At 69.1% G+C, this 25,495-nt stretch carries 22 protein-coding genes; 9 read left to right on the forward strand and 13 right to left on the reverse strand.

From position 1 onward, the window contains the following. Positions 1–2: 2 nt before the first annotated feature. The 5 genes from AVS7_RS22435 to AVS7_RS22455 all read left to right on the forward strand — a co-directional run bounded on the left by AVS7_RS22435 (position 3) and on the right by AVS7_RS22455 (position 4,276). Positions 3–1,424: an FAD-binding oxidoreductase gene (locus AVS7_RS22435; RefSeq protein ID WP_024002117.1), complete on the forward strand. Its 1,422-nt coding sequence runs from the start codon at positions 3–5 to the stop codon at positions 1,422–1,424. 54 nt (positions 1,425–1,478) lie between these two features. After that, positions 1,479–2,291: a thymidylate synthase gene (locus AVS7_RS22440; RefSeq protein ID WP_034692022.1), complete on the forward strand. Its 813-nt coding sequence runs from the start codon at positions 1,479–1,481 to the stop codon at positions 2,289–2,291. 11 nt (positions 2,292–2,302) lie between these two features. Continuing rightward, positions 2,303–2,836, forward strand: a complete 534-nt coding sequence (locus AVS7_RS22445) for a DinB family protein (protein ID WP_020231004.1) — start codon at positions 2,303–2,305, stop codon at positions 2,834–2,836. A 7-nt stretch (positions 2,837–2,843) separates the two neighbouring features. Continuing rightward, positions 2,844–3,338 (forward strand): dihydrofolate reductase, encoded by a 495-nt coding sequence (locus AVS7_RS22450; protein WP_020231005.1) that lies wholly within the window; start codon positions 2,844–2,846, stop codon positions 3,336–3,338. A 74-nt stretch (positions 3,339–3,412) separates the two neighbouring features. After that, on the forward strand, positions 3,413–4,276 hold the full coding sequence (locus AVS7_RS22455; protein ID WP_020231006.1) for a TIGR00730 family Rossman fold protein: 864 nt from the start codon (positions 3,413–3,415) through the stop codon (positions 4,274–4,276). On the opposite strand, the gene AVS7_RS22460 is transcribed toward AVS7_RS22455, so the two are convergent. The 6 genes from AVS7_RS22460 to AVS7_RS22485 form a co-directional block, all read right to left on the reverse strand. Continuing rightward, positions 4,264–5,460, reverse strand: coding sequence for an MFS transporter (locus AVS7_RS22460; RefSeq protein WP_020231007.1), 1,197 nt, complete (start codon positions 5,458–5,460; stop codon positions 4,264–4,266). The two genes, AVS7_RS22455 and AVS7_RS22460, sit on opposite strands and share 13 nt — an antisense overlap. A gap of 1 nt (position 5,461) precedes the next feature. Next, a complete protein-coding gene (rmuC, locus tag AVS7_RS22465) occupies positions 5,462–7,102 on the reverse strand; it encodes a DNA recombination protein RmuC (RefSeq protein WP_020231008.1) in 1,641 nt (546 codons plus the stop codon). A 63-nt stretch (positions 7,103–7,165) separates the two neighbouring features. Continuing rightward, positions 7,166–8,146: a D-glycerate dehydrogenase gene (locus AVS7_RS22470; protein ID WP_020231009.1), complete on the reverse strand. Its 981-nt coding sequence runs from the start codon at positions 8,144–8,146 to the stop codon at positions 7,166–7,168. A 32-nt stretch (positions 8,147–8,178) separates the two neighbouring features. Beyond that, complete coding sequence (locus tag AVS7_RS22475) at positions 8,179–9,591, reverse strand: sodium:proton antiporter (RefSeq protein ID WP_020231010.1); 1,413 nt, start codon at positions 9,589–9,591, stop codon at positions 8,179–8,181. Positions 9,592–9,655: 64 nt separating this feature from the next. Further along, positions 9,656–10,855, reverse strand: a complete 1,200-nt coding sequence (gene pncB / locus AVS7_RS22480) for a nicotinate phosphoribosyltransferase (protein ID WP_020231011.1) — start codon at positions 10,853–10,855, stop codon at positions 9,656–9,658. A gap of 82 nt (positions 10,856–10,937) precedes the next feature. Then, positions 10,938–11,408 (reverse strand): thioesterase family protein, encoded by a 471-nt coding sequence (locus AVS7_RS22485; RefSeq protein ID WP_020231012.1) that lies wholly within the window; start codon positions 11,406–11,408, stop codon positions 10,938–10,940. Between the two features lie 234 nt (positions 11,409–11,642). On the opposite strand from AVS7_RS22485, the gene AVS7_RS22490 reads away from it, so the two are divergent. The 3 genes from AVS7_RS22490 (at position 11,643) to AVS7_RS22500 (ending at position 14,374) form a co-directional block, all read left to right on the forward strand. Beyond that, a complete protein-coding gene (locus tag AVS7_RS22490) occupies positions 11,643–12,200 on the forward strand; it encodes a phasin family protein (RefSeq protein WP_020231013.1) in 558 nt (185 codons plus the stop codon). A gap of 231 nt (positions 12,201–12,431) precedes the next feature. Then, positions 12,432–13,910, forward strand: coding sequence for a Ppx/GppA phosphatase family protein (locus tag AVS7_RS22495; RefSeq protein ID WP_020231014.1), 1,479 nt, complete (start codon positions 12,432–12,434; stop codon positions 13,908–13,910). A gap of 56 nt (positions 13,911–13,966) precedes the next feature. Further along, a complete protein-coding gene (locus AVS7_RS22500) occupies positions 13,967–14,374 on the forward strand; it encodes a hypothetical protein (RefSeq protein WP_020231015.1) in 408 nt (135 codons plus the stop codon). Between the two features lie 58 nt (positions 14,375–14,432). Here AVS7_RS22500 and AVS7_RS22505 read toward each other — a convergent pair whose 3' ends face one another. The 3 genes from AVS7_RS22505 to AVS7_RS22515 all read right to left on the reverse strand — a co-directional run bounded on the left by AVS7_RS22505 (position 14,433) and on the right by AVS7_RS22515 (position 17,979). Further along, complete coding sequence (locus AVS7_RS22505) at positions 14,433–14,897, reverse strand: histidine phosphatase family protein (protein ID WP_020231016.1); 465 nt, start codon at positions 14,895–14,897, stop codon at positions 14,433–14,435. Beyond that, the gene (gene ppk1, locus AVS7_RS22510; protein WP_020231017.1) at positions 14,894–17,038 is read right to left on the reverse strand and encodes a polyphosphate kinase 1; all 2,145 of its coding nucleotides are present in this window, start codon (positions 17,036–17,038) and stop codon (positions 14,894–14,896) included. Before ppk1 ends, AVS7_RS22505 begins: the two co-directional genes overlap by 4 nt. A gap of 104 nt (positions 17,039–17,142) precedes the next feature. Beyond that, positions 17,143–17,979: a GNAT family N-acetyltransferase gene (locus tag AVS7_RS22515; RefSeq protein ID WP_020231018.1), complete on the reverse strand. Its 837-nt coding sequence runs from the start codon at positions 17,977–17,979 to the stop codon at positions 17,143–17,145. A 245-nt stretch (positions 17,980–18,224) separates the two neighbouring features. Here AVS7_RS22515 and AVS7_RS22520 point away from each other — a divergent pair, with 245 nt between their 5' ends. After that, entirely contained in the window at positions 18,225–20,447 is a 2,223-nt protein-coding gene (locus AVS7_RS22520) for a bifunctional diguanylate cyclase/phosphodiesterase (RefSeq protein WP_024002120.1), read from the forward strand. Between the two features lie 69 nt (positions 20,448–20,516). Here AVS7_RS22520 and glmM read toward each other — a convergent pair whose 3' ends face one another. From glmM to AVS7_RS22540, 4 genes are all read right to left on the reverse strand, one after another. Beyond that, positions 20,517–21,851, reverse strand: coding sequence for a phosphoglucosamine mutase (glmM, locus tag AVS7_RS22525; RefSeq protein ID WP_020231020.1), 1,335 nt, complete (start codon positions 21,849–21,851; stop codon positions 20,517–20,519). After that, complete coding sequence (folP, locus tag AVS7_RS22530) at positions 21,848–22,708, reverse strand: dihydropteroate synthase (protein ID WP_020231021.1); 861 nt, start codon at positions 22,706–22,708, stop codon at positions 21,848–21,850. Before folP ends, glmM begins: the two co-directional genes overlap by 4 nt. Positions 22,709–22,773: 65 nt before the next feature. Further along, entirely contained in the window at positions 22,774–24,693 is a 1,920-nt protein-coding gene (gene ftsH / locus AVS7_RS22535; RefSeq protein WP_020231022.1) for an ATP-dependent zinc metalloprotease FtsH, read from the reverse strand. A 130-nt stretch (positions 24,694–24,823) separates the two neighbouring features. Then, complete coding sequence (locus tag AVS7_RS22540) at positions 24,824–25,486, reverse strand: RlmE family RNA methyltransferase (RefSeq protein WP_034691994.1); 663 nt, start codon at positions 25,484–25,486, stop codon at positions 24,824–24,826. Positions 25,487–25,495: the final 9 nt, after the last annotated feature.

Raw genomic sequence — 25,495 nt, forward strand, 5'->3', positions numbered from 1 at the left:
ACATGCAACACACCCTCGTCGAACAACTACGCTCCATCGTCGGCGCTGCCCACGTATTGAGCGAGGGCGACCTCACCGCCTGGGAACAGGACTGGCGCAAGCGCGTCATGGGCAAGGCCCTGGCCGTGGTGCGCCCCGGCTCCACGGCCGAAGTGGCCGCCGTGGTGCGCGCCTGCGCGCTGGCCGGGGCCTCGATCGTGCCGCAGGGCGGCAACACCGGCCTGTCGGTCGGCAGCACGCCTGATGAGACAGGCACGCAGGTGGTGCTGTCCACCACGCGCCTGAACCGCGTACGCACCATCGACCGCGACAACCTCACCATGACGGTGGAGGCCGGCTGCATCCTGCAGAGCCTGCAGGAGACGGCCGAGAAGGAGGGCCTGCTGTTCCCCCTCTCGCTCGCAGCCGAGGGCAGTTGCACCATCGGCGGCAACCTGGGCACCAACGCCGGCGGCACGCAGGTGGTGCGCTACGGCAACACGCGCGAGCTGTGCCTGGGCCTGGAGGTGGTCACGCCGCAGGGCGAGGTGTGGGAGGGGCTGTCGGGCCTGCGTAAGGACAACACGGGCTACGACCTGCGTGACCTGTTCATCGGCAGCGAAGGCACGCTGGGCATCATCACCGCCGCCACCATGAAGCTCTTTCCCCAGCCAGCGGCGCAGCTCACGGCCTGGGCCGCCGTGCCGTCCATGGAGGCGGCCGTGCGCCTGCTGGGCCTGGCGCACCGGTACCTGGGCGCGGGCCTCACGGGCTTCGAGGTGATGGGGCAATTCGCGCTGTCGCTGGTCACCAAGCACATGCCGCAGCTGCGCGTGCCCTTCGCCGGCCTCGAGGGCGCGCCGCCCTACTACGTGCTGCTGGAAAACAGCGACAGCGAGTCCGAAGAGCACGCGCGCCAGCGCTTCGAGACGCTGCTGGAGCTGGCCTTCGAGGACGGCTGCGTGCTCGACGCCGTGGTGGCCGAGAGCCTGTCGCAGGCCCACGAGCTGTGGCACATCCGCGAGAACATCCCCCTGGCCCAGGCCGAGGAGGGGCTGAATATCAAGCACGACATCTCCGTGGCCGCGTCGCGCATCCCCGCCTTCGTGGAGCACACCGACGCGCTCCTGCAGCGCGAGATCCCCGGCGTGCGCCTGGTCAACTTCGGCCACCTGGGCGACGGCAATCTGCACTACAACGTACAGGCGCCCGAGGACGGCGACGCGCGGGCCTTCCTGGACACCCAGGAAGCGCGCGTCAACGAACTGGTGTACGACGCCGTGGCGCAGTTCGGCGGATCGTTCTCGGCCGAGCACGGCGTGGGCACGCTCAAGGCCGACAAGCTGGCGCAGTACAAGTCGCCTGTGGCGCTGTCGATGATGCGCGCCATCAAGCGCGCGCTGGACCCGCAGGGCCTCATGAACCCGGGCTGCATGCTCCCATAACCATAGCTGCCAGCGCTTTCTCTGCAAGCGCCGGAGCCATTTTCGATGCACGACATGACGCAACGCCCCATCCGCACCCAGTACGAAGACTTCATGCGCCACGTGTACGAGCACGGCTGCCCGAAGGGCGACCGCACCGGCACCGGCACGCGCAGCGTGTTCGGCCACCAGATGCGCTTCGACCTGCGCGAGGGCTTCCCGCTGGTCACCACGAAGAAGGTGCACCTGAAGTCCATCATCCTGGAACTGCTGTGGTTCCTGCAGGGCAGCGGCAACGCGCGCTGGCTGCAGGAGCGCGGCGTGACCATCTGGGACGAATGGGCCGGGCCCGACGGCGACCTGGGCCCCGTCTACGGCGTGCAGTGGCGCAGCTGGCCGACCCCCGAGGGCGGGCACATCGACCAGATTGCGCGGGTGGTCGAGCAGCTCAAGGCCAACCCCGACAGCCGCCGCATCATCGTGAGTGCGTGGAACGTGGCGGCGCTGGACCAGATGGCCCTCATGCCCTGCCACGCGTTCTTCCAGTTCTACGTGGCCGAGGGGCGGCTCTCCTGCCAGCTCTACCAGCGCAGCGCCGACATCTTCCTGGGCGTGCCCTTCAACATCGCCAGCTATGCCCTGCTCACCCACATGCTCGCGCAGCAGTGCGACCTGGAGGTGGGCGACTTCATCTGGACCGGCGGCGACTGCCACATCTACAGCAACCACTTCGACCAGGTGCGCACGCAGCTCGCGCGCGCGCCCTACCCCTATCCCACGCTGCACATCAAGCGCCGTCCGCCCAGCATCTTCGACTACGCCTACGAAGACTTCGAGGTGCTGGAATACGAACACCATCCGGCGATCAAGGCGCCGGTGGCCGTGTAGCCGCACACGCCATGACGCCCGGGACCGCCGTGCTGATGGCCCGCTACAACCGCTGGATGAACCAGCGGATGTACGACGCCGCGCGCACGCTGCCGCCGCGGGAGGCCATGCGCGACCGGGGCGCCTTCTTCGGCTCGGTCTTCCACACCCTGAACCACATCGCGGCCGGGGACACGATCTGGCTGCACCGCTTCGCCCAGCATCCCGAGGCCGGAGCGCTACGCGAGGCGCTGGCGCGCTTTCCCGCGCCCACCTCGCTGCGGCAGGAGATGGCCCCGGCCCTGGACGGCCTGCAGGCCTACCGCGCGGCGCTGGACGAGGTCATCGTCCGGTGGGCCCATGCCCTCACGCCGGAGCAGCTCGCCGCACCGCTCACCTACCGCAACATGGCGGGCCAGGCGCACTCCAAGCCCCTGGGCGCGCTGGTGCAGCACTTCTTCAACCACCAGACCCACCACCGCGGCCAGGCGAGCACGCTGCTGTTCCAGGCCGGGGTGGATGTCGGGGTCACGGACCTGCTGGCCGTCATCCCCGACGCAACCTAGGCCACCGATGGAACTCGCCCTCATCTACGCCCGCGCCGCCAACGGCGTGATCGGCGCCAACGGCACCATGCCCTGGCACCTGCCGGAAGACCTGGCGCACTTCAAGGCGCTCACCCAGGGCCACCCGGTCATCATGGGGCGCAAGACCTGGGACTCGCTGCCCGCGCGCTTGCGGCCGCTGCCGGGACGCACGAACATCGTCGTCACGCGCCAGGCCGATTGGCATGCGGACGGAGCGCAGCGCGCAGCCAGCCTGCATGACGCGCTCTCGCTGGCGGAGCAGTCCGGCGCAGCCACCGCCTGGATCATGGGCGGCGCGCAGATCTACGCGCAGGCCCTGCCGCTGGCCGCGCGCGTGGAGGTCACCGAGATCGGCCGCGACTACGAGGGCGACGCCCACGCCCCGGTGCTCGGCCCCGAATGGGTGGAGACGGCGCGCAGCCGCCACGTGGGCGCGGGCGGCCTGCCCTACTGCTTTGCCACCTTCGCGCGCCGCGCCTGAAGAAGCTATCAATTGCGTAGCTGCCTGCGCTTGCTCCATAAGCGCTAGCGGCCAATTTCACTAGAATTCTCCCCATGGACGCCAATACCAACCTCCGAGAAAGCCGCCTGGCCGACGCCTGGGCCGAGCTGCACAACTTCGCCGTCGCCGGCAACCCGCTGCACGCCGACGCCTACCGCCTGGCCTTCGCCGACCCCGAATTCATGCTGCGCCGCGAGACGCGCGGCATCCGCTTCCAGCTGGAGCTGCTCAAGCCCGACCTGGGCCAGACGGCGCAGGGCATCGAGAACACCGTCGTGGTGTACGGCAGCGCGCGCTTCGTGGCACCCGAGGACGCCCGGCAGCAGCTGGCCGACGCGCAGGCCAGCGGCGACGCCGAGCGCATCGCGCGCGCAGAGCGCGCCGTGAAGAACGCGCACTACTACGCGCAGGCCTGCACGTTCGCGCGCCTGGTGGCCGAGTACAGCGAGAGCCGCCCTCTGCCTGAGCGCATGTACATCTGCACCGGCGGCGGCCCCGGCATCATGGAAGCGGCCAACCGCGGCGCGCACGAGGCCGGTGCGCTGAACGTGGGCCTGAACATCACGCTGCCGCACGAGCAGAGCGGCAACCGCTACATCTCGCCATCGCTGTGCTACAAGTTCCACTACTTCGCGCTGCGCAAGATGCACTTCATGATGCGCGCCAAGGCCCTGGTGGTGTTCCCCGGCGGCTTCGGCACGCTGGACGAGCTGTTCGAAGTGCTCACCCTGGTGCAGACGGGCAAGGCCAAGCCGGTGCCCATCGTGCTCTTCGGCACGGCCTTCTGGAAGCGCCTCATCAACTTCGAGGCGCTGGTGGAGGAAGGCACGGTCTCGCCCGAGAACCTTAAGCTCTTCCACTACACCGACAACCCGGCAGAAGCCTGGTCGCTGATCCGCACCTTCTACGAGCTGTGATGCGCAAGGGGCGGCGCATCCTGCAGCCGCCGCGCGACCCGTGAGCCCGCTCCCACGGCGGCGCCAACGATCCAGAACAGGCCGCTCACCCCGATCAGCACGCCGGCCGTGCCGAACAGCATGGGCATGGCGACGCTGGAGGCGTTGATGGTCATCAGCCGCAGGCCCAGCGCCTCGCCGTGGCGCTGCGGCGGCGTGAGCTGGTGCAGCATGCTCATGACCATGGGCTGCACCGAGCCCAGCGCGAAGCCCAGCAGCACCGAGCACGCGCCCAGCAGCAGCGCCGTGGGCATGAGCGGGTAGACGGCGAACAGCAGCGCCGCCGCCACCATGGCCCAGGCCACCACGGTGGACTCGCGCAGGCGCTCGGCCACCAGCGGGATCAGCACGCGGATCACCGCGGCGGCCACGGCGAACGCGCCCAGGATGGTGCCGATCACCGAGGCGGGCAGCCCGCGCTCGTGCCCGAGCAGCGGCACGACGAAGGTGTGCACGTCCCAGCACGAGGACAGCAGCCAGTTGACGATGAGCAGGCGGCGAAAGCCCGGCTCGGCCAGCAAATCCCACGCGCGCGGGCGCGGGCCGCCGGCGGCGATCACGCTGGGCATGTCCTGCACGGCGCGCACCCAGAACCAGGTGGCCAGCGGCAGCACGGCCATGAAGAGGAACGCGGCGCGGTAGCCCGCGTCGCTGCCCGCGGGCATGCCCCACAACGCGCCTCCATGGTCGATGAGCATGCCGGCGCAGAACGGCCCGAGGAAGTTGGACACCGCCGGCCCGATGGCCAGCCAGCTGAACACCTGGCGCAGCTGCGTGGCGTCGTGCGCGGCGCGGCCCACGTGGCGCTGCAGCGCGATGGTGGCCACGCCCGTGGCGCCGCCCGTGAGCAGCGCCGCCGCGCACAGCACCGCGAAGGTGGGCCACACCAGCGCCGCGCCCGCGCCCACGCAGGCCGCCACCACCGCGTGGCGCACCGGGCGCTTGAGGCCGTGCCGGTCGGCATAGCGCCCCGCCGGCAGCGCCAGGAACACCTGGGTGAGCGCGAACAGCGCCAGCAGCACGCCCACGGCCGCCGCGCTGTAGCCCTCGCGCAGCGCCAGCAGCGGCGCGGCCATGCGCATTCCGGCCATGGTGGCGTGGATGCAGACCTGGGCCGCGATCAGGCGGGCGAGCGTCCAGCCCACGTCAATCGCCTTCGTCTTCCAACAGCAGGCCGGACTGGGGCGGCGGCGGCTCCTGCTCCTGCGGCGCCGGCAGCTCCTGCACGCCGCGCAGGCGGCGCTGGATGGCGCGCGTGCGCACGTCCACCTGCTCGAACTTCTTGGCCGCCGCGTCGATGGACTTGCGCGTGGCCTCCACCACGTCGCCGAACTTGGCGAACTCGGTCTTCACCTGGCCCAGCACGCTCCAGACCTCGGAGGAGCGCTTCTCGATCGCCAGCGTCTTGAAGCCCATCTGCAGGCTGCTGAGCATGGCCGCGAGATTGGCCGGCCCGGTGATCATCACGCGGCAGTCGTTCTGCACGGCCTCCACCAGGCCGGGGCGGCGCATGACCTCGGCGAACAGGCCCTCGGTGGGCAGGTAGAGCACGGCGAAGTCGGTGGTGTACGGCGGGGCCACGTACTTGGCGAAGATCTTCTTCGCCTCGAACTTGATCGAGGCCTCGAACGCATTGCCGGCCGCCTGCATGGCGCCCTTGTCGGCCGCCTCCTGCGCGTCCAGCAGGCGCTGGTAGTGCTCCACGGGGTACTTGGAGTCGATGGGCAGCCACACGGGCTGCTCGTCGCTCTTGCCCGGCAGGCGGATGGCGAACTCCACCAGCTCGTCGCTGCCGGGCTGGGTCTTGACGTTGCGCGCGAACTGCTCGGGCGTGAGCACGTTGTCGATGATGGCGCCCAGCTGCATCTCGCCCCAGGTGCCGCGCGTCTTCACGTTGGTCATCACGCGCTTGAGGTCGCCCACGCTGCCGGCCAGGGTCTGCATCTCGCCCAGGCCCTTGTGCACCTGCTCCAGCCGGTCGCTGACGAGCTTGAAGGATTCGCCCAGGCGCTGCTCCAGCGTGGCGTGGAGCTTTTCATCGACCGTGCGGCGCATCTCCTCCAGCTTGGCGGCGTTGTCCTGCTGGATGGCGGCCAGGCGCTCGTTGAGCGCGCCGCGCAGCGCCTGCGCGTCCTGCTGCTGGCTGGCGACGAGGCCGGTGAGCTGGCGGGTGTTGGCGTCGAGCTGGTCCTTGAGCGCGGCCGACATGGCGGCGAGCTGGCCGTGCAGGTCGCCCTTGAGCGAATCGAGCGTGCCGCGCGTGGCGGCGGTGAGGGCCTCGAAGCGCTCCTGGATGCGCTGGCCGAAGAGCTGCGTGCTGTCGGCCATGGCGTCGCGCGACTTCAGGCTGTCGGCGGTGAGCGCCTGCGCCGTCTGCGTGAGGTCGGCGCGGAAGGCCGCCAGCAGCTCGGACTGCTCGCGCCGCGCCTCGGCCGCGTCCACGCGCGCCTGCGCCAGGTGCTGCTCCAGCCGCGCCTGCAGGGCCGAGAACGCCGCCTGCAGCTCGCCCCGGCTGGTGCGCGACTCCTGCGCGGACTGCGCCAGACGTTCGTCCAGCGTGGCCTGCGTGGCCTGGGTGAAGCCGCGCAGCTGCTGGCCCATGCCGTCGAGCGCACCGTCGTTCTTGGCCACGGCCAGCTGCGTGGCCTGCACTGCCGCTTCCAGCGCCTGCAGGCGTTGCGGCCACTCGGGCGGCAGCTCCACGCGCGGGCGGCGCAGCAGCAGCACGATGAGCAGCACCGCGATCAGCACCAGCAGGGCCAGCGCGGCGTAGATCTCCAGGGTCATTCGGTCACTATCTTTTCAGTAGCTGCCAGCGCTTTCTGCACAAGCGCTGGAGGCGTATTTCACTCAAACCTTGGCCGGCGTGTTCACGGGCGTGAGCGGCGCGCCCTTCTCGAAGAAGGCGATCAGGTTGTCGGCCGCGAGGTTGGCCATGGCCAGGCGCGTGGGCACGGTGGCGCTGGCGATGTGGGGCGTGAGCACCACGTTGGGCACCTCCAGCAGGCCGGGGTACACGCTGGGCTCGCCCTCGAACACGTCCAGGCCCGCTGCGGCGATGCGCTTGTCCTTGAGCGCCGCAGCCAGCGCCGCGTCGTCGACGATGCCGCCGCGCGCGATGTTGATGAGCGTGGCCGTGGGCTTCATGCGCGCGATCTCGGCCGCGCCGATGGCGTGGTGCGACGCGGCCGAGTAAGGCAGCACCAGCACGAGGTGGTCGGCCTGCGCGAGCAGCTCGTCCTTGCCCACGTAGCGCGCCTTGCACTCCTGCTCCAGCTCGGGCGAGAGGCGCGAACGGTTGTGGTAGATCACGTTCATGCCGAAGCCGTGCGCGCCGCGCCTGGCGATGCCCTGGCCGATGCGGCCCATGCCCAGGATGCCCAGCGTGCTGCCGTGCACCTCGCCGCCCGCGAACATGTCGTAGCTCCAGCGCGTCCACTGGCCGGCACGCAGGTAGTGCTCGCTCTCGGTCATGCGGCGAGCCGTGGCCATGAGCAGCGCGAAGCCGAAGTCGGCCGTGGTCTCGGTCAGCACGTCGGGCGTGTTGGTGCCCTGCACGCCGGCGGCGGTCATGGCCTCCACGTCGAAGTTGTTGTAGCCCACGGCCATGTTGGCGACGATCTTGAGAAGCGGAGCGGCGGCCAGCACGGCCTGGTCGATGCGGTGGCTGCCGGTGGTGAAGGCGCCGTCCTTGTCGGCCAGGCGCCGGGCCAGTTCCTCCTGCGACCACAGGTCGTCCTGCGGGTTGGTCTCCAGCTCGAAGTGCTGCGCCAGGCGGTCGATCACTTCGGGGAACACGTTGCGCGTGACGAGGATGCGGGGCTTGGACATGGAGGTCTCCTGGTTAGAGCGTGTTTGCGATGTTAGAAAAAGAGGAAGGTCATGGCGACGAACAGCGGCACCAGCACAGCGCCCGACCACAGCATGTAGCCGAAGAAGCTGGGCATCTTCACGCCGCGGTCTTCGGCGATGGCCTTGACCATGAGGTTGGGCGCGTTGCCGATGTAGGTGTTGGCGCCCATGAACACGGCGCCGGCCGAGATCGCCGCCAGCGTGGCCGCGTGCGTGGTCATGAGCGTGGCCGGGTCGCCCCCGGCGGTGTTGAAGAACACCAGGTAGGTGGGCGCGTTGTCCAGAAAGGACGACAGCGCGCCGGTGGCCCAGAAATACATGGCCGGATCGGGCGAGCCGTCGGCATGCGTGACCGCAGAGACGATTGCGCCGAAGGGGCCGTTCACGCCTGCCTTGAGCATGGCGATCACGGGGATGATGGTCAGGAAGATGCCCGCGAACAGCTTGGCCACTTCCTGCATGGGCCCCCAGTTGAACTGGTTGTCCTCGTGCACCTGGCGCGGCGTGAGGGCGAGCGAAGCCAATGTAACCGCGATCAAGCCCACGTCGCGCACCAGGCCGGGCAGGCCCACGGGCGTGCCGGCGATGGACCATTCCACGGGCGACTTCCACAGGCCGCTCATCAGCACCAGCGCCACCACGGCCAGCAGCAGCGCGAAATTCACCTTGCCATCGAAGCCCAGGGCCTGGGGCGCCGTGTCGGGCGTGGGATCGCTGCGGCCCACCTCCCCCGCCTGCCGGTAGAACCAGGTGTCGAGCACGAAGAACAGCGCCAGCAGCACGCCGACCAGGAACAGCGTGTCGGGCAGGATGTAGCGCGCCGTCCAGAAGAAATCCACGCCCTTGAGGAAGCCCAGGAACAGCGGCGGATCGCCCAGCGGAGTGAGCGAGCCGCCGGCATTGGAGACGATGAAGATGAAGAACACCACCACGTGCGCCACGTGCTTGCGGTTGTCGTTGGCGCGGATCAGCGGGCGGATGAGCAGCATCGAAGCACCCGTCGTGCCCATGAAGCTCGCCAGCACCGCGCCGATGGCGAGGATGCCGGTGTTCAGCAAAGGGCTGCCGTGCAGGTTGCCGCGGATGTAGATGCCGCCCGCCACGGTGAACAGCGCCGTGAGCAGGATCACGAAGGGGATGTATTCGGCCACCAGCGCATGCGCCAGGCCCGCGCCGGCCGCGCCCGGCCCGAACACAGCGGCGAACGGCAGCAGGAAGGCCAGCGCCCAGGCCGCCGCCACCTTGCCGAAATGGTGGTGCCAGAACACCGGCGCCAGCAGCGGCATCAGCGCGATGGACAGCAGGATGCCGGCGAAGGGCACGCCCCACAGTACGGAGAGCTGGCTGCCGTCGATGTCGGCGGCCAGGGCCAGGGCGGGCGCCATGCCGGCCAGTGCGAGCAGCGGGGTACGGAGTGTCTTCATATTCTTCGAAAAAAAGCTTGCAGCGCCCGCACAGCAAGCGCGGGTAGCTATGAAAACAATAGCCTCAGGCGGGTGTGGGAATGTCGAACACCTGGCGCAGGTAGGCCAGGTATTTCTCGTCGTCGCACATGTTCTTGCCAGGGGCGTCGGAGAGCTTGGCCACGGGTTGGCCGTTGCAGCGCGTCATCTTGACGACGATCTGCAGCGGCTCGTAGCCCAGGTCGTTGGTCAGGTTGGTGCCGATGCCGAAGGCGAGCTGGCAGCGGCCGTGGAACTGGCGGTGCAGCTCCACGATGCGCGGCACGGTGAGCGCGTCGCTGAAGATCAGCGTCTTGGTCAGCGGGTCGACGCGGTTGTTGCGGTAGTGCTCCAGCAGACGCTCGCCCCAGGCGAAGGGGTCGCCGCTGTCGTGGCGCGCGCCGTCGAACAGCTTGCAGAAGTACAGGTCGAAATCGCGCAGGAAGGCGCTCATGCCGTATACGTCCGACAGCGCGATCCCCAAGTCGCCGCGGTATTCCTTGGCCCACATCTCGAAGCCGAAGACCTGGCTGTCGCGCAGGCGCGGGCCCAGCGACTGGCAGGCCTGCAGGTACTCGTGCGCCATGGTGCCCAGCGGCGTCAGGCCCAGCTTCATCGCGTAGAGCACGTTGCTCGTGCCCGCGAACTGCCCCGGCGCGCCGCTGCGCTGCTCGTGCACGCCCAGGCGCGCGCACAACACGCGCAGCACCTCCTCGTGCCAGGCGCGGGAAAAACGCCGGCGGGTGCCGTAGTCGGCGATCTTGAGGTCTTCCAGGCCGTGCTCGTGAAGCTGCGCGATCTTGGCGTCCAGCCGCTGGCGGCCCTCGGGAAAGGCCGGCACTTTCTGGGTGTTGCGGAAATAGACCTCGTTGACGATGGCCAGCACCGGAATCTCGAACAGGATGGTGTGCAGCCAGGGCCCGGTGATGGTGATGTCGATCTCACCCGAGGGCAGCGCGCTCACGCGGATGTACTTCTCGTTGAGGCGGAACAGCCCCAGGAAATCGACGAAGTCGCTCTTGATGAAGCGCAGGGAGCGCAGGTAGGCCAGCTCGGCGTCCTGGAACTGCAGGCTGCACAGCGCACGGATCTCGTCGCGGATCTCGCTCACGTAGGGCGCGAGCTGCACGCCCGGGTTGCGGCATTTGAAGCGGTATTCGACCTGGGCGCCGGGGAACTGGTGCAGCACCACCTGCATCATGGTGAATTTGTACAGGTCGGTGTCGAGCAGGCTGGTGATGATCATGGATACGCGCGTGCCGGCGGCCGCGGTGCTGTAGGGGATTTGTCTCTCTGCCCCGATTCTGTCACCAACGCATAACCCCCGTTCAGGCGGGCATGCGCAACCCTTCGAGCACCTCGCGCAGCCGGGGCGGCAGCGGGCGCGGGCGGCGGTCGTCGCGCCCCACGTAGACATGGATGAAATGGCCGCAGGCGGCGCTCATCGGCGCGCCCTGCGCGAACAGGCCGACCTCGTAGCGCACGCTGCTCTCGCCCAGCCGCGCCACGCGCAGGCCCGCCTCGATGGTCTGCGGGAAGGCCAGCGGCGCGAAATAGTTGCACTGGGTCTCGATGACCAGGCCGATCGTCTCGCCCTGGTGGATGTCCAGCGCCCCCTGCTCGATCAGGTAGGCGTTCACGGCCGTGTCGAACCAGCTGTAGTAGACGACGTTGTTCACGTGGCCGTACACGTCGTTGTCCATCCAGCGGGTGCCGATGGCGCGGAAGACGCGGTAGGCGTCGCGCGGCTGCGCCATGGGGCGCGGCGCGGCGGGCGAAGGAGCGAGGGGCGCATTCATGGGCCCTGGATTCTGCCAGCGCCGGACATGCGCGGCCGCCCGCCTTGCGCCAGCAGGCATAGGGGCCATATTGGGGTGTCGCCCCTAAAAATGCTGCAATGCAACAAAAAGAGCTTGCATCTGCGGGCCGCTTCCCTAAAATTCGCTCCATGCTGCACTGCAACATGACTCAAGAGGTCAGTCAGGGCAGAAGTCTCAACCCGCCCGCGAGGGCCTTCCATCTGGAGATCTGACATGTCGCTGACCCCTGAACAAGTTCTGGCCGCCCACAAAGCCAACCTCGAAACCCTGTTCGGCCTGACGAACAAGGCCTTCGAAGGCGTCGAAAAGCTCGTCGAGCTGAACGTGACCGCCTCCCGCGCCGCCCTGTCGGAAGTGTCTTCCCACACCCAGGCCGTGCTGTCCGCCAAGGACGCACAAGAGCTGCTGTCGCTGCAAGCCAACCTGTTCCAGCCCCTGGCCGAGAAGACCCTGGCCTACAGCCGCCACCTGTACGAAATCGCCTCCGGCACCGGCGCCGAGTTCGGCAAGGCCTTCGAAGCCCAGGCCGCTGAAGCCCAGCGCACCTTCGGCAACCTGGTGGACACCGCCGCCAAGAACGCACCCGCCGGTTCCGAAACCACCGTGGCCGTGTTCAAGAGCGCCGTTTCCGCCGCCAACAACGCCCTGGAGTCGGTGCAGAAGGCCGTCAAGCAAGCCAGCGATGTGGCCGAAGCCAACTTCAACGCCGTGGCCAGCAGCGCTGCCAACGCCGCCAAGACGGCCGTTGCCGCCGCTCCCCGCAAGCGCTGATCGCGTTAACCCCGCGGACCTTGATTCGCGAGGGTTTACCCCTATAATTTGATCAACTGCCTTGCGGCGTTCCCGCAAGGCACTCCGGTTGTCTCCTTGGATCCTCTCGAAACACCGTTTCAGGGATCCTTTCATAGCCCAGTCGCCTGACTGGGCTTTTTTTTGCCTGCCGGCGTGCGCGGCACCGTCTTTTTCTTGCGTTATGCTGCGCCGCAATCAACCAGCCTACCCATGCAAGACGGAACACTGCTGGCGGCCGTGGACCTCGGGTCCAACAGCTTTCGCCTCGAAATCGGCCGCCTCGACCACGGGCACATCCTCCGCGTCGAATACCTCAAGGAAACCGTCCGCCAGGGCGGCGGACTGGACGAAGACCGCAACCTCACCCCCGCCGCCATGCAGCGCGGCTGGGACTGCCTGGCCCGCTTCGCGGAGCGCCTGTCGGGCTTCGAACGCGGCCACGTGCGCGCCGTCGCCACGCAGACGCTGCGCGAGGCCCGCAACCGCGAGGACTTCATCCGCCGCGGCAGCGAGATCCTGGGCTTTCCCATCGACGTGGTCTCCGGCCCCGAGGAGGCGCGGCTCATCTACCAGGGCGTCGCACGCCTGCTGCCGCAGTCGGACGAGCGCCGGCTGGTGGTGGACATCGGCGGCCGCTCGACCGAGCTGATCCTGGGCCAGCAGTTCACGCCCAGCGCCGTGGCCTCCTACCGCGTGGGCAGCGTGGCCTGGTCGGCTCGCTATTTCGCCGACGGCGCGTTCACGCGCGAGGCCTTCCAGGCCGCCGAGATCGCCGCCCAGGCGGTGCTGGACGAGGCCGCCCAGGCCTACCGCAGCGACCTGTGGGACGTGGCCTATGGCTCGTCGGGCACGGTGGGCGCCGTCGGTTCCGTGCTCGCCGCGGCCGGCTGGGAGGAAGGGCGCATCACGCGTGACGGGCTGGACTGGTTGCTCGACCAGCTCCTGCGCGCACGCCATGCCGACCGCGTGCGCATGGAAGGCCTCAAGGAGGACCGCCGCGCGGTGATCGGCGGCGGCGTGAGCATCGTGCGCGCGATCTTCGGCCTGCTGCGCATCGACCAGATGACGGTGGCCCAGGGCGCGCTGCGCCAGGGCGCGCTCTACGACCTGCTGGACCGAGAGCAGCCCGGCACCGACCTGCGCACGGCCACCGTGCGCGCGCTCATGCTGCGCTTCGCGGTGGACGAGGCGCATGCCGAATGCGTGGCGCAGCTGGCCTGCAGCCTCTTCGTCCAGGCCGCGCCCGCCGGCAGCGAGCGCGCCGCGCGCAAGCTCGAATGGGCGGCCCGGCTGCACGAGATCGGCTGCCGCATCTCGCACAGCGACTACCACCGCCACGGCGCCTACATCCTCGACCACACCGACGCCGCCGGCTTCGCCCTGCCCGAGCTGCACCGCCTGAGCCTGCTGGTGCTGGGCCACCGCGGCAAGGTGCGCAAGCTGGAGGCCGACCTGGGCGACGCGGTGTTCGCGCTGCAACTCATGTGCCTGCGCACCGCCATCGCCCTGTGTCACGCGCGCCGCGCGCCCGACGTGGAAGGGCTGGCCCTGCGGCTGGACGGCAACCGCTGCACCGTGCGCTCGCGCCAGGGCTGGGCTGCCGCCTATCCGCAGTCGGCCCACCTGCTGCGCGAGGAGGCGCAGGCCTGGCAGAAGACGCCCTGGGAGTTCGTGGCCGAGCTGGCGTGATGGCGCGCCGGTTGAAAACGGTATAAACTGTTTATATCGTTTTCAACACCTCGACCATGTCCACCGCCACACCCGAAACGCCGCGCGCGCCGGCCACTCCCGCAACCCCTGCAGCCAAGAGCCCTGCCGCCAAGACCCGGGCGAAACCCAAGGCCGCCCCGCGCGCTGCGGCCAAGAAGGCTGCCCCGCCCGCACCGGCCCCGGCCCCCGCTCCCGCCGACAAGGACGCCAAGCCCCGCAAGCCCAAGCTGGTGCGCGACAGTTTCACGATCCCCAAGGACGAGTACGCGGCCATCGACACGCTCAAGCAGCGCGCGACGGCGCAGGCCCATCCCGCGAAAAAGAGCGAGCTGCTGCGCGCGGGCCTGAAGCTGCTGTCCGGCCTGGACGATGCGGCGCTGCTGGCAGCCCTGCAGGCCGTGCCGGCGATCAAGACCGGCCGCCCCAAGGCGTCGCGCAAATAACAGCCAAAATAGCCTCTAGCGCTTGTCCAGCAAGCGCAAGCAGCTATTTTTTCAGTAGCTAAAGGAAGTCCGGCGACTGCACCGCCATCAGCAGGGTTTCCTCGGTTTCCTGGCGCTGGCGGTGCCGCAGCCACCAGACGGAGCCCTTGCGGATGGCACACAGGGGCGCCTGCAGCCCCAGCAGGCGCGCGGCGGTCTGGCCCAGCAGCGGCTGGTGGCCCACGACGAGCACTGCGCCCCGGGCACGCGGCCATTGGACCAGCTCCAGCAGTTCGTCGGGACTGCCGCCCGGCAGCAGCTCGGCGCGCAGCTTGACCTTGCGGCCCAGCGCGCGCGCCGTCTGCTCGGTGCGCCGCGCGGGGCTGGCCAGCACGCGCAGCCCGTCGGGCAGCTGGCGGTCGAGCCAGACGGCCATGCGCGCGGCCTGCTTCTCGCCGCGGTGCGTGAGGGGCCGCTCCAGGTCCTCGCCCCCGTCGGGTGCGTTTTCCGCCTCCGCATGGCGCCAGAGTATGAGATCCATCATGGTTGTCCGTGGTTCAGGGGCGGCGGCGCGTAGCGCGCCATGAGCGCGTTCTGGGCGCCCGTGCCGTCCAGGGCGCGCGGCGCGCGCGTGTAGCGGCCGTCGCTCTGCAGCGTCCAGGCGTCGCGGTCGTCGTGCAGGTAGGCCACCAGGCACTCGTCGATGATGCGCTGGCGCAGCTTGCGGTCGGTGACGGGCCAGGCGATCTCCACGCGGCGCAGCATGTTGCGGTTCATCCAGTCGGCGCTGGACAGGTACAGATCCTCCTGCACGCCGCTGCGGAAATAGAACACCCGCGTGTGCTCCAGGAAGCGGCCGATGACGGAGCGCACGCGGATGTTGTCGGTCACGCCGGGCACCTGCGCCGGCAGCATGCAGGCACCGCGCACGATCAGGTCCACGCTGGCGCCGCGCCGGGCGGCGCGCACCAGCGCGTGGATCAGCGCCTCATCGGTCAGCGCGTTCATCTTGGCGACGATGCGCCCGCCCTCGCCGCGCTCGGCCGCCAGCCCTGCGGCGTCGATCTTCTCGATCATGCTGCGCTGCAGGTCGAAGGGCGCCAGCACCAGCCGACGCAGCTGCGGCAGGCGGTTCTGGTTAGCCAGGTGATCGAAAACCGCGTCCATGTCGGCCGTGGTCTGCTCGTCGGCGGTGAGGTAGCTCAGGTCGGTGTACAAGCGCGCGGTGCGGGGGTTGTAGTTGCCGGTGGACAGGTGCCCGTAGCGGCGCAGGCCGCCGCCCTCGCGCCGGGTCACCAGCAGCATCTTGGCGTGGGTCTTGAGGCCCACCACGCCGTAGACCACCTGCGCGCCAATGGACTCCAGCGCCTCGGCCCAGTTGATGTTGGCCTCTTCGTCGAAGCGGGCCTTCAGCTCCACCACGGCCATCACCTCCTTGCCGCGGCGCACGGCCTCGCGCAGCAGCTCCATCAGCTCGGAATCGGCGCCGGTGCGGTAGATGGTCTGCTTGATGGCCAGCACCTGCGGGTCGCCCACTGCCTCGCGCAGGAAGGCCAGCACGCCGTCGAAGCTCTCGAACGGCTGGTGGATGAGCAGGTCGCGCCGGCGCAGCCGCGCCAGGATGGCGCCGGCCTGCGGCAGCTGCGCGGGCCACGCGGGCCGCCACGGAGGGAACAGCAGCGCCGGGTCATTGACGAGGTCCACGAGCTGCCCCAGCCGCACCAGGTTGACGGGACCGTGCACGCGGTACAGCGCCTCCGCCGGCAGCCCGAACTGCGACTGCAGGAAGTCCGCCAGGAAGCGCGAGCAGCCGGCCGACACCTCCAGCCGCACGGCCTGGCCGTAGTGGCGGTGCTGCAGCCCCTGGCGCAGCGCGGTGCGCAGGTTGCGCACGTCCTCCTCGTCCACCGCCAGGTCCGAGTGGCGCGTGACGCGGAACTGCGAGAACTCATACACCTGCCGCCCGGGGAACAGGTCGGCCAGGTGGGTGCGGATGATGCTCGACAGGCTGACGAACTGCCGGCCGGCCGGCGCCGGCAGCCGCATGAGCCGCGGCAGGACCCGGGGCACCTTGACGATGGCGATTTCGTTCTCGCGCCCGAAGGCGTCGCCGCCGCGCAGGCGCACGATGAAGTTCAGCGACTTGTTGGCCACCTGCGGGAACGGGTGCGCCGGGTCGAGTCCCACGGGGATCAGCAGCGGGCGCACCTCGCGCCGGAAATACTCGCGCACCCAGCGCCGCTGCGCCGCCGTGCGCTCGCCGTGGGAGACGATGCGGATGCCGCGCGCCGCGAACGCCGGGACCAGCGAATCGTTGTAGAGCGCGTACTGGCGCGCCACCAGCTCGTGCGCCTGGGCCGCCAGCGCCGTGAAGGAGCCGGCGCTGTAGCCGCCCTTGGCGCTGCCCTCCTGAGCCGCGCCGAGGTGGGCCGCCGCCCGCACTTCGAAGAACTCGTCGAGGTTGGACGAAACGATGCACAGGTAGCGCAGGCGCTCGAGCAGCGGCACGTCCTCGCGCACCGCCCAGTCCAGCACCCGTTCGTTGAAGGCGAGGATGCTGCGGTCCCGGTCCAGCAGAGCCACGCGCGCGGTGGACAGGGCCGGCTTGGACGCCACGGGGCCCGCGCCCGCCTCGGCATCCACGGCATGTTCAGTGGAGGGCAAGGAGGGCAGCAGGGGCATCATGTCGGAAACCGGAGGACGGGCGATGCCGCCAGTATTGGTCGTTCTGGTGACAGCTTCATGACACGGACTTCTGTTTGTCATACAGGGCGCCGCCGGGCGCCGGTTCACTGGCCCAGGAAATGCCGGCGGTAGCGCGGCGGCAGGTCCGCCAGGCGCATGAGCATGGGCAGGTCGGCGGTGTTGAAATCCGGGTCCCACGCGGGGGCGCCCAGCACCTTGGTGCCCAGCCGCAGGTAGCCCTTGATGAGCGCGGGGGGCTCGACGTGCAGGCTGTCGTCCAGCCGCTCCACCGGCAGGGGCAGGCGCGGCAGCACGTGGTACTCGATGGGCGCCATGTGCGTCTGGCGCAGCTGCCGCCAGAGGCTGGCGGCCACGTCGCCGCTCACGATGCCGCCGTGCAGCATGGGAATGCTGGCGCAGCCGATCATGGTGTCGAGCCGGTTGCGCACCATGAAGTCGGCCAGCGCGCCCCACAGCGCCATGATCACGCCGCCCTGGCGGTGCTCCGCGTGCACGCAGCTGCGGCCCAGCTCCACCATGCGCTCGCGCAGGCCGCGCAGGCGGGTCAGGTCGAACTCGGTGTCGCTGTAGGTGCTGCCCACGCGGCGCGCCTGCGCGGGCGTGAGCACCCGGTAGGTGCCGATCACCTGGCGCGATGCCGCGTCGCGCACCAGCAGGTGCTCGCAGTACTCGTCGAACAGGTCCACGTCGTGCCCGGGCAGCGGCGTCTGCAGCCGCGCGCCCATCTCCTGGGCGAAGACCTGGAACCTCAGCCGCTGCGCTTCGCGGACTTCATCGAGGTGCCGCGCCCACGCCACCTCCACGCCGCCGTGCGGCTGCGCACCGACGCCCAGACCCGGCGTGCCGCATGGGCGGTGAAGCGACCCCCTGGGCAGGCTGACGGGGCTCAGGGGCATGGTGGGATTGGGCAAGTCACTCATACAGCACTCCTTTGTGTGCAAGGCCGGCGCTCCCGGACCCTCGGTCCGCCAGGCCCCGCACCTCTTGCCAGGGACTGTGCCGGGCGGGCGTGACAGGGCGGTGTCGGCCGCATGTCCGTTCGATGACCGCCCGCGCCGCGCGGCGGAAGGTGTAAATCCTCTTGCCTCGGATGCAACAATTTGGTACAAATTAATGTTTTCCTCCACCCTCCCCCATTCCTTTCCTTTTCACGGACGCCCGGTCCATGTCACTCCTGCCGGACGCCTTGGCGCTGGAGCCAGAGCAGTCTTCCACGATGGCGTTGCAGCGCATCCTGCGCGAGCAGCAGACCTTGCTGGACAGCGCGGGGGTGGGCATCGTCTTCATCCGCCACCGCGTGGTGGTGCGCTGCAACCAGCGCTATGCGGAGATCTTCGGGCTGTCCTGCACCGCCGAGGCCGTGGGGCGCAGCAGCGAGGGCATGCATCCCAACCGCGACGCCTTCCGGGAACTGGGGCGGGCCGCCTTCGCGGTGCTGTCGCAGGGGCAAGCCTTCCGCACCGAGCGCCAGATGCGGCGCAGCAACGGGCAGCTGTTCTGGGCCCACCTCACGGGCCGGCTGATCAACCCGCTGGACACCTCCGAAGGCTCGATCTGGATCGTCGATGACGTCGACGAGCAGAAGCGCTCCCAGGCCCTGCTCCATGCCGCCCTGCGGGAAAAGCAGGTGCTGTTCGACCACGCCATGGTGGGCATCGTGTTCCTGCGCGAGCGACGCCTCACGCGCTGCAACCGCCATTTCGAGCAGATGCTGGGCTACGCGCCGGGCGAGCTGCTGGGCTTGTCCACGCGGCGCTGGTATCTGAGCGACGCCGACTGGGAGGAGGCCGGCCGCAAGTGCTACGCGCCCCTGGCCCAGGGCCTGAGCTTCGAGGGCGAGATGACGCTGCGCGCCAAGGACGGCCGGGCCATCGTGTGCGAGGTGCGCAGCAAGGCCATCGACCCGCAGAACGTGGCCCAGGGCTCGATCTGGATCGCCATGGACATCAGCGAGCGCCTGCGCATCCAGGCCGCGCTGGCGCAGATGCACGGCGACCTGGAGCAGCAGGTGCGCGACCGCACGCGCGAGCTGAGCGAGACGGTGCGCGACCTGCACCGCGAAATCCACGACCGCCAGCAGGACCAGGAGCGCATCTACTGGCTGGCGCACTACGACGCGCTCACCCAGCTGCCCAACCGCGTGCTGCTGGCCGAGCGCAGCCAGGAGGCCATCCGCCGCGCGCAGGAAAGCTGCAGCCCGCTGGCCGTGATGTTCCTGGACCTGGACAACTTCAAGCACGTGAACGATTCGCTGGGCCACCGGGTGGGCGACGCGCTGCTGGTGGAGATCGCCAAGCGCCTGCGCGGCATCGTGCGCGAGCGCGACACGGTTTCGCGCCTGGGCGGCGACGAGTTCGTGCTGCTGCTGCCCGGCGCCAACGCCCAGGGCGCGGCCCGCGTGGCGGCCAAGGTGCAGGAGGCGGCACGCCAGCCCTTCCAGATCGCGCACCACGAGCTGTGCGTGGCGCCCTCGATGGGCATCTCGCTGTTCCCCGAGCACGGCAGCGACTTCGAGACACTGATCCAGGCGGCGGACACGGCCATGTACCGCGCGAAGGCCGACGGGCGCAACGCCTTCCGCTTCTTCACGCCCGAGATGCAGGCCCAGTCCACGCGCGCGCTGCTGCTGGACAACGCCCTGCGCCGCGCGCTGGAGCGCGGGCAGTTCACGCTGCACTACCAGCCTCAGGTGTCCATCGCCACGGGCTCGGTTTGCAGCGTGGAGGCCCTGCTGCGCTGGAACCACCCCGACCTGGGCCAGGTGTCGCCGGGAGAGTTCATCCCCGTGGCCGAGGACAGCGGGCAGATCCTGCAGATCGGCGAATGGGTGCTGCGCACCGCACTGGCCCAGCTCACCGCCTGGCACGCGGCGGGCATGCCCTGGTTGACCATGGCGGTCAACCTCTCGGCCGTACAGTTCCGCCAGCCCCAGTTCCTGGACCTGGTGGACCGCCTGCTGCAGGAATTCTCGGTGCCGCCTCATCTGCTGGAGCTGGAGCTGACCGAGGGCGTGGCGGTGGACGACCCGCATTCGGCCATGTCCACCATGGAGCAGCTCCATGCCAAGGGCGTGCGCCTGGCCATGGACGATTTCGGCACGGGCTATTCGTCGTTGAGCCAGCTCAAGCGCTTCCAGCTCTACAAGCTGAAGATCGACCAGTCCTTCGTGCGCGACCTGGACCACGACGGCAACGACCGCGCCATCGTCAGCGCCATCATCCGCATGGCCCAGGCCCTGGGCATGCGCACCACGGCCGAAGGGGTGGAGACGGCGGACCAGCTGGCCTACCTGCGCAGCCAGGGCTGCGACGAGGCCCAGGGCTACTACTTCAGCCCGCCGCTGCCGGCCGCCAACGTGGAGAGCTACCTGCTCCAGCGGCGCGGATGAATCCAAGCCAAATCGGCCTCTAGCGCTTATCCAGCAAGCGCAAGCAGCTCACTTTTCAGGAGCGATGCATCAACCGGCTTTTGCCGCGTCGGCCAGGCGCTGAGCACACCGGCTGGCCTGCGCACCATCGCGCGCCTCCACCATGACGCGCAGCAGCGGCTCGGTGCCGCTGGCGCGCACCAGCACGCGGCCGTGGTCGCCCAGCTCGGCCTCCACGTCGCGGATGGCCTGGGCCAGCACGGGGTTGGCCTTCCAGTCCTGGCTGGGCGCCAGGCGCACGTTGAGCAGCACCTGCGGGAACAGCGGCACGTCGGCCAGCAGCTCGGCCAGCGTGCGTTCGCTGCGCACGCAGGCCTGCAGCACCTGCAGCGCGCTCACCAGCCCGTCGCCGGTGGTGTGGCGGTCCAGCGCCAGCAGGTGGCCCGAGCCCTCGCCGCCCAGCAGCCAGCGCTGGCGCGCCAGCTCCTCCAGCACGTAGCGGTCGCCCACCTTGGCGCGCAGAAACTTCACGCCGCGCCGCACCAGGGCCTGCTCCACGGCCATGTTGGTCATCAGCGTGCCGACCACGCCGGGCACATGCTCGTCGCGGCCCAGGCGGTCGGAGGCCATGAGGTAGAGCAGTTCGTCGCCGTTGTACAGGCGCCCGGTGGCGTCCACCATCTGCAGGCGGTCGGCATCGCCGTCCAGCGCGATGCCGTAATCGGCATGGTTGGCCCGCACGGCACGCACCAGCGCCTCGGGGTGCGTGGCACCCACGCCGTCGTTGATGTTGAAGCCGTCCGGCGCGCAGCCGATGGCGATCACCTCGGCGCCCAGTTCGTGGAACACCTTGGGCGCGATGTGGTAGGCGGCGCCATGGGCCGCGTCCACCACGATCTTGATGCCGCGCAGCGTGAGATCCGAAGCGAAGGTGCTCTTGCAGAACTCGATGTAGCGGCCTGCGGCGTCGTCGAGCCGGCGCGCCTTGCCCAGCGCAGCCGAGTCCACCCACGCGGGCGGCTGCGCGAGCATGGCCTCTACCTCCGCCTCCCAGGCATCGGGCAGCTTGGTGCCCTGGGCGCTGAAGAACTTGATGCCGTTGTCCGGATGGGGGTTGTGGCTGGCGCTGATGACCGCTCCCAGGCTGGCGCGTTGCGCCCGCGTGAGGTAGGCCACGCCGGGCGTGGGCAGCGGCCCAAGCAGCACCACGTCCACCCCGGCGGAGTTGAAGCCGGACTCCAGTGCGCTCTCCAGCATGTAGCCGGACACCCGCGTGTCCTTGCCGATCAGCACCGTGGGCCGCTCCTGCGTGCGGCGCAGCACGCGCCCCACCGCATGGCCCAGGCGCAGCACGAAGTCGGGCGTGATGGGAGGCTGTCCCACCGTGCCGCGGATGCCGTCGGTGCCGAAGTAGGTGCGTGTCATGGGAGGGCTCCTCGTGTCGTTGTCGTAGGTTCTTCTTGCTGCATGGCGCGCCACACCGCCAGCGCGGCCACGGTGGCGCGCACGTCGTGCACGCGCACGATGCGCGCGCCCCGCTCCACCGCCAGCACGGCGGCGGCGATGCTGGGCACGAGGCGCTCCTCGACCGGAAGGCCGGTGACCGCGCCGAGCGACGACTTGCGCGACCAGCCGGCCAGCAGCGGGTAGCCCAGGTCCAGCAGCTCGCGCTGGCGGGCGAGCAGTGCGAAATTCTGCGCCACCGTCTTGCCGAAGCCGATGCCGCCGTCCAGCACGATGCGGGCCTTATCGACCCCTAGCGCTTGCAGGGACTGCGCGGACAGCTCCAGAAACGATAGCACCTGAGGCACCACGTCGCCTTCCATGGGTGCCGCCTGCATGGTCTGCGGGTCGCGGTGCATGTGCATGAGGCACACCCCGCAGGCGGAGTGGCGCGCCACCGCCTCGGCCGCGCCCGGCTGGCGCAGGGCCCAGATGTCGTTCACGATGTCGGCACCCAGGTCCAGCGCGGCCTGCATCACCTCGGGCTTGTAGGTATCGACCGATACGGGCACGCCGAGCCGCACGGCGCCGGCGACCACCGGCAGCACGCGGGCCAGCTCCTCCTGCAGAGGCACGGCCGGGCTGCCGGGGCGCGTGGACTCGCCGCCGATGTCCAGGATGTCGGCGCCCTCTTCCAGTAGCTGCTCGCAGTGCCGCAGCGCCGCCGCCGCGCCGGCATGCTGCCCGCCGTCGGAAAAGGAGTCGGGGGTGGCGTTGACGATGCCCATGACCTGCGGGCGCGCCAGGTCCACGGCGAAGCGGGAGGTCTGCCAGAGCATGGTCGTCGGAAAAGGAGGAAAGAAAAACGGGGCGCAGGCCCCGTTTCCATGGTGCTGGCGGCGAATCAGGCCGCCGAAGGCGCGGGATCGGGCTTCACGGCAGGCGTGCCGCCGCTCGTCCCGTCGCCGCCAGAGGGCGGCGTACGCGGCGTCCAGTCCTTCGGAGGACGGGGCTCGCGGCCGGCCATGATGTCGTCGAGCTGCTCGGCATCGATGGTTTCCCACTCCAGCATGGCCTTGGCCATGGCGTGCATCTTGTCCTGGTTGTCCTCGATGAGCTTGCGCGCCAGTGCGTACTGCTCGTCGATGATGCGGCGCACCTCGTCGTCCACCTTCTGCATGGTCTGCTCGCTCATGTTGGTGGTCTTGGTGACCGAGCGGCCCAGGAACACCTCGCCCTCGTTCTCGGCATAGACCATGGGGCCCAGGGCCTCGCTCATGCCGTACTTCATGACCATGTCGCGCGCCAGGTTGGTGGCGCGCTCGAAGTCGTTGGAAGCGCCCGTGGTCATCTGGTGCATGAACACTTCCTCGGCGATGCGGCCGCCGAAGAGCATGGCGATCTGGTTGAGCATGTACTCCTTGTCGTAGGAGTAGCGATCCTTCTCGGGCAGGCTCATGGTCACGCCCAGCGCACGGCCGCGCGGGATGATGGTGACCTTGTGCACCGGGTCGCATTTGGGCAGCAGCTTGCCGATCAGCGCGTGGCCCGCCTCGTGGTAGGCCGTATTGCGGCGTTCCTCCTCGGGCATGACCATGGTCTTGCGCTCGGGGCCCATGATGATCTTGTCCTTGGCCTTCTCGAAGTCCTGCATCTCCACGGTGCGCGCATTGCGGCGCGCGGCCATCAGCGCTGCCTCGTTGCAGAGGTTGGCGAGGTCGGCCCCCGACATGCCCGGCGTGCCGCGCGCGATGATGCCGGGGTTCACGTCCTGGCCCACGGGAATCTTGCGCATGTGCACGCCCAGGATCTGTTCGCGGCCACGGATGTCGGGCAGCGTCACGTAGACCTGGCGGTCGAAGCGGCCGGGACGCAGCAGGGCCGCGTCGAGGATGTCGGGCCGGTTGGTCGCAGCCACGACGATCACGCCGAGGTTGGTCTCGAAGCCGTCCATCTCCACGAGCATCTGGTTCAGCGTCTGCTCGCGCTCGTCGTTGCCGCCGCCCAGGCCCGCGCCGCGCTGGCGGCCCACGGCATCGATTTCATCGATGAAGATGATGCAGGGGGCGTTCTTCTTGGCGTTCTCGAACATGTCGCGCACGCGGGCCGCGCCCACGCCGACGAACATTTCCACGAAATCGGAGCCGGAGATCGAGAAGAACGGCACCTTGGCCTCGCCCGCGATGGACTTGGCCAGCAACGTCTTGCCGGTACCCGGAGGGCCGACCAGCAGCAGGCCGCGCGGAATGCGGCCGCCGAGCTTCTGGAATTTCTGCGGGTCCTTCAGGAAATCGACGACTTCCTTCACCTCTTCCTTGGCCTCGTCGCAGCCCGCGACGTCGGCGAAGGTGACGGTGTTGTTGTTCTCGTCGAGCATGCGCGCCTTGGACTTGCCGAAGCTGAATGCGCCGCCCTTGCCGCCGCCCTGCATCTGGCGCATGAAGTAGACCCACACGCCGATCAGGAGCAGCATCGGGCCCCAGCTCACGAGCAAGGTCATGAGCAGCGAGCCTTCCTCGCGCGGCTTGACGTCGAACTTGACGTTGTTGTTGATCAGGTCGCCCACGAGGCCGCGGTCCAGGTAGGTGGCCGTGGTGCGGATCTTGCGATCGTCGTTGGTCGTGGCGACGATCTCGGTGCCGCCCTGGCCTTCCTGAATGGTGGCGCTCTTGATGCGGTTGCTGCGCACTTCTTCCAGGAATTCCGAATAGCCCACGGCTCCGGCGCCCGCAGTGGCACGGGTGTCGAACTGTTTGAACACCGTGAACAGTACCATGGCGATGACCAGCCAGACGGCGACTTTTGAAAACCACTGATTGTTCAAGCGGAACTCCAGATTTCAGAAACGGATGGACAGCCACGACAGTGTCACGGCGGCGTCCTAGGGCATTTGGGGCGCATTTTAGGCTTTTCAATCCGGCAGGCCCTGCGATTAACCCCGCCCCGGGCCATGGTCAGGCGGGGTGCTTGAGGCCGATGCCCACCAGGAAGGTTTCGGAGGACTTGTCGCGCGACGCCTTGGGCTTGACGGGCTTGACCACGCGGAAGGTCTCCTTGAAGAGCTGCACCAGCTGCGTATAGCCGCTGCCGTGGAACAGCTTCACGACCAGCGCCCCCTCGGGCTTGAGGTGGTGCACGGCGAAATCCACGGCCAGCTCGATCAGGTGCGCGATGCGCACCGCGTCCACCGACTCCACGCCCGAGAGGTTGGGCGCCATGTCGGACACCACCACATCCACCGCGCGGCCCTGCACCGCCTCCTGCAGGCGCGCGAGCACCTCCTCTTCGCGGAAGTCGCCCTGCAGGAAGGTCACGCCTTCGATGGGCTCCATGGGCAGGATGTCCAGCGCGATGATGGCTCCGTCGAGCCTTCCCGCGGCCGCACCGCCCGGCGCGAGGCGGCGGCGCACGTACTGGCTCCAGGCGCCGGGGCTGCTGCCCAGGTCCACCACCACGTGGCCGGGCCGGATGAGGCCGAACTGCTCGTCGATCTCCTTGAGCTTGTAGGCGGCGCGCGCGCGGTAGCCGTCCTTCTGCGCGGCTTTCACGTAAGGATCGTTGACGTGGTCGTTGAGCCACGCCTTGTTCACTTTTTTGCTTTTCGTCTGGGCTTTCATGTGATTGAG

The organism is Acidovorax sp. MR-S7, assembly GCF_000400995.2.
Classification (GTDB): Bacteria; Pseudomonadota; Gammaproteobacteria; order Burkholderiales; family Burkholderiaceae_C; genus MR-S7.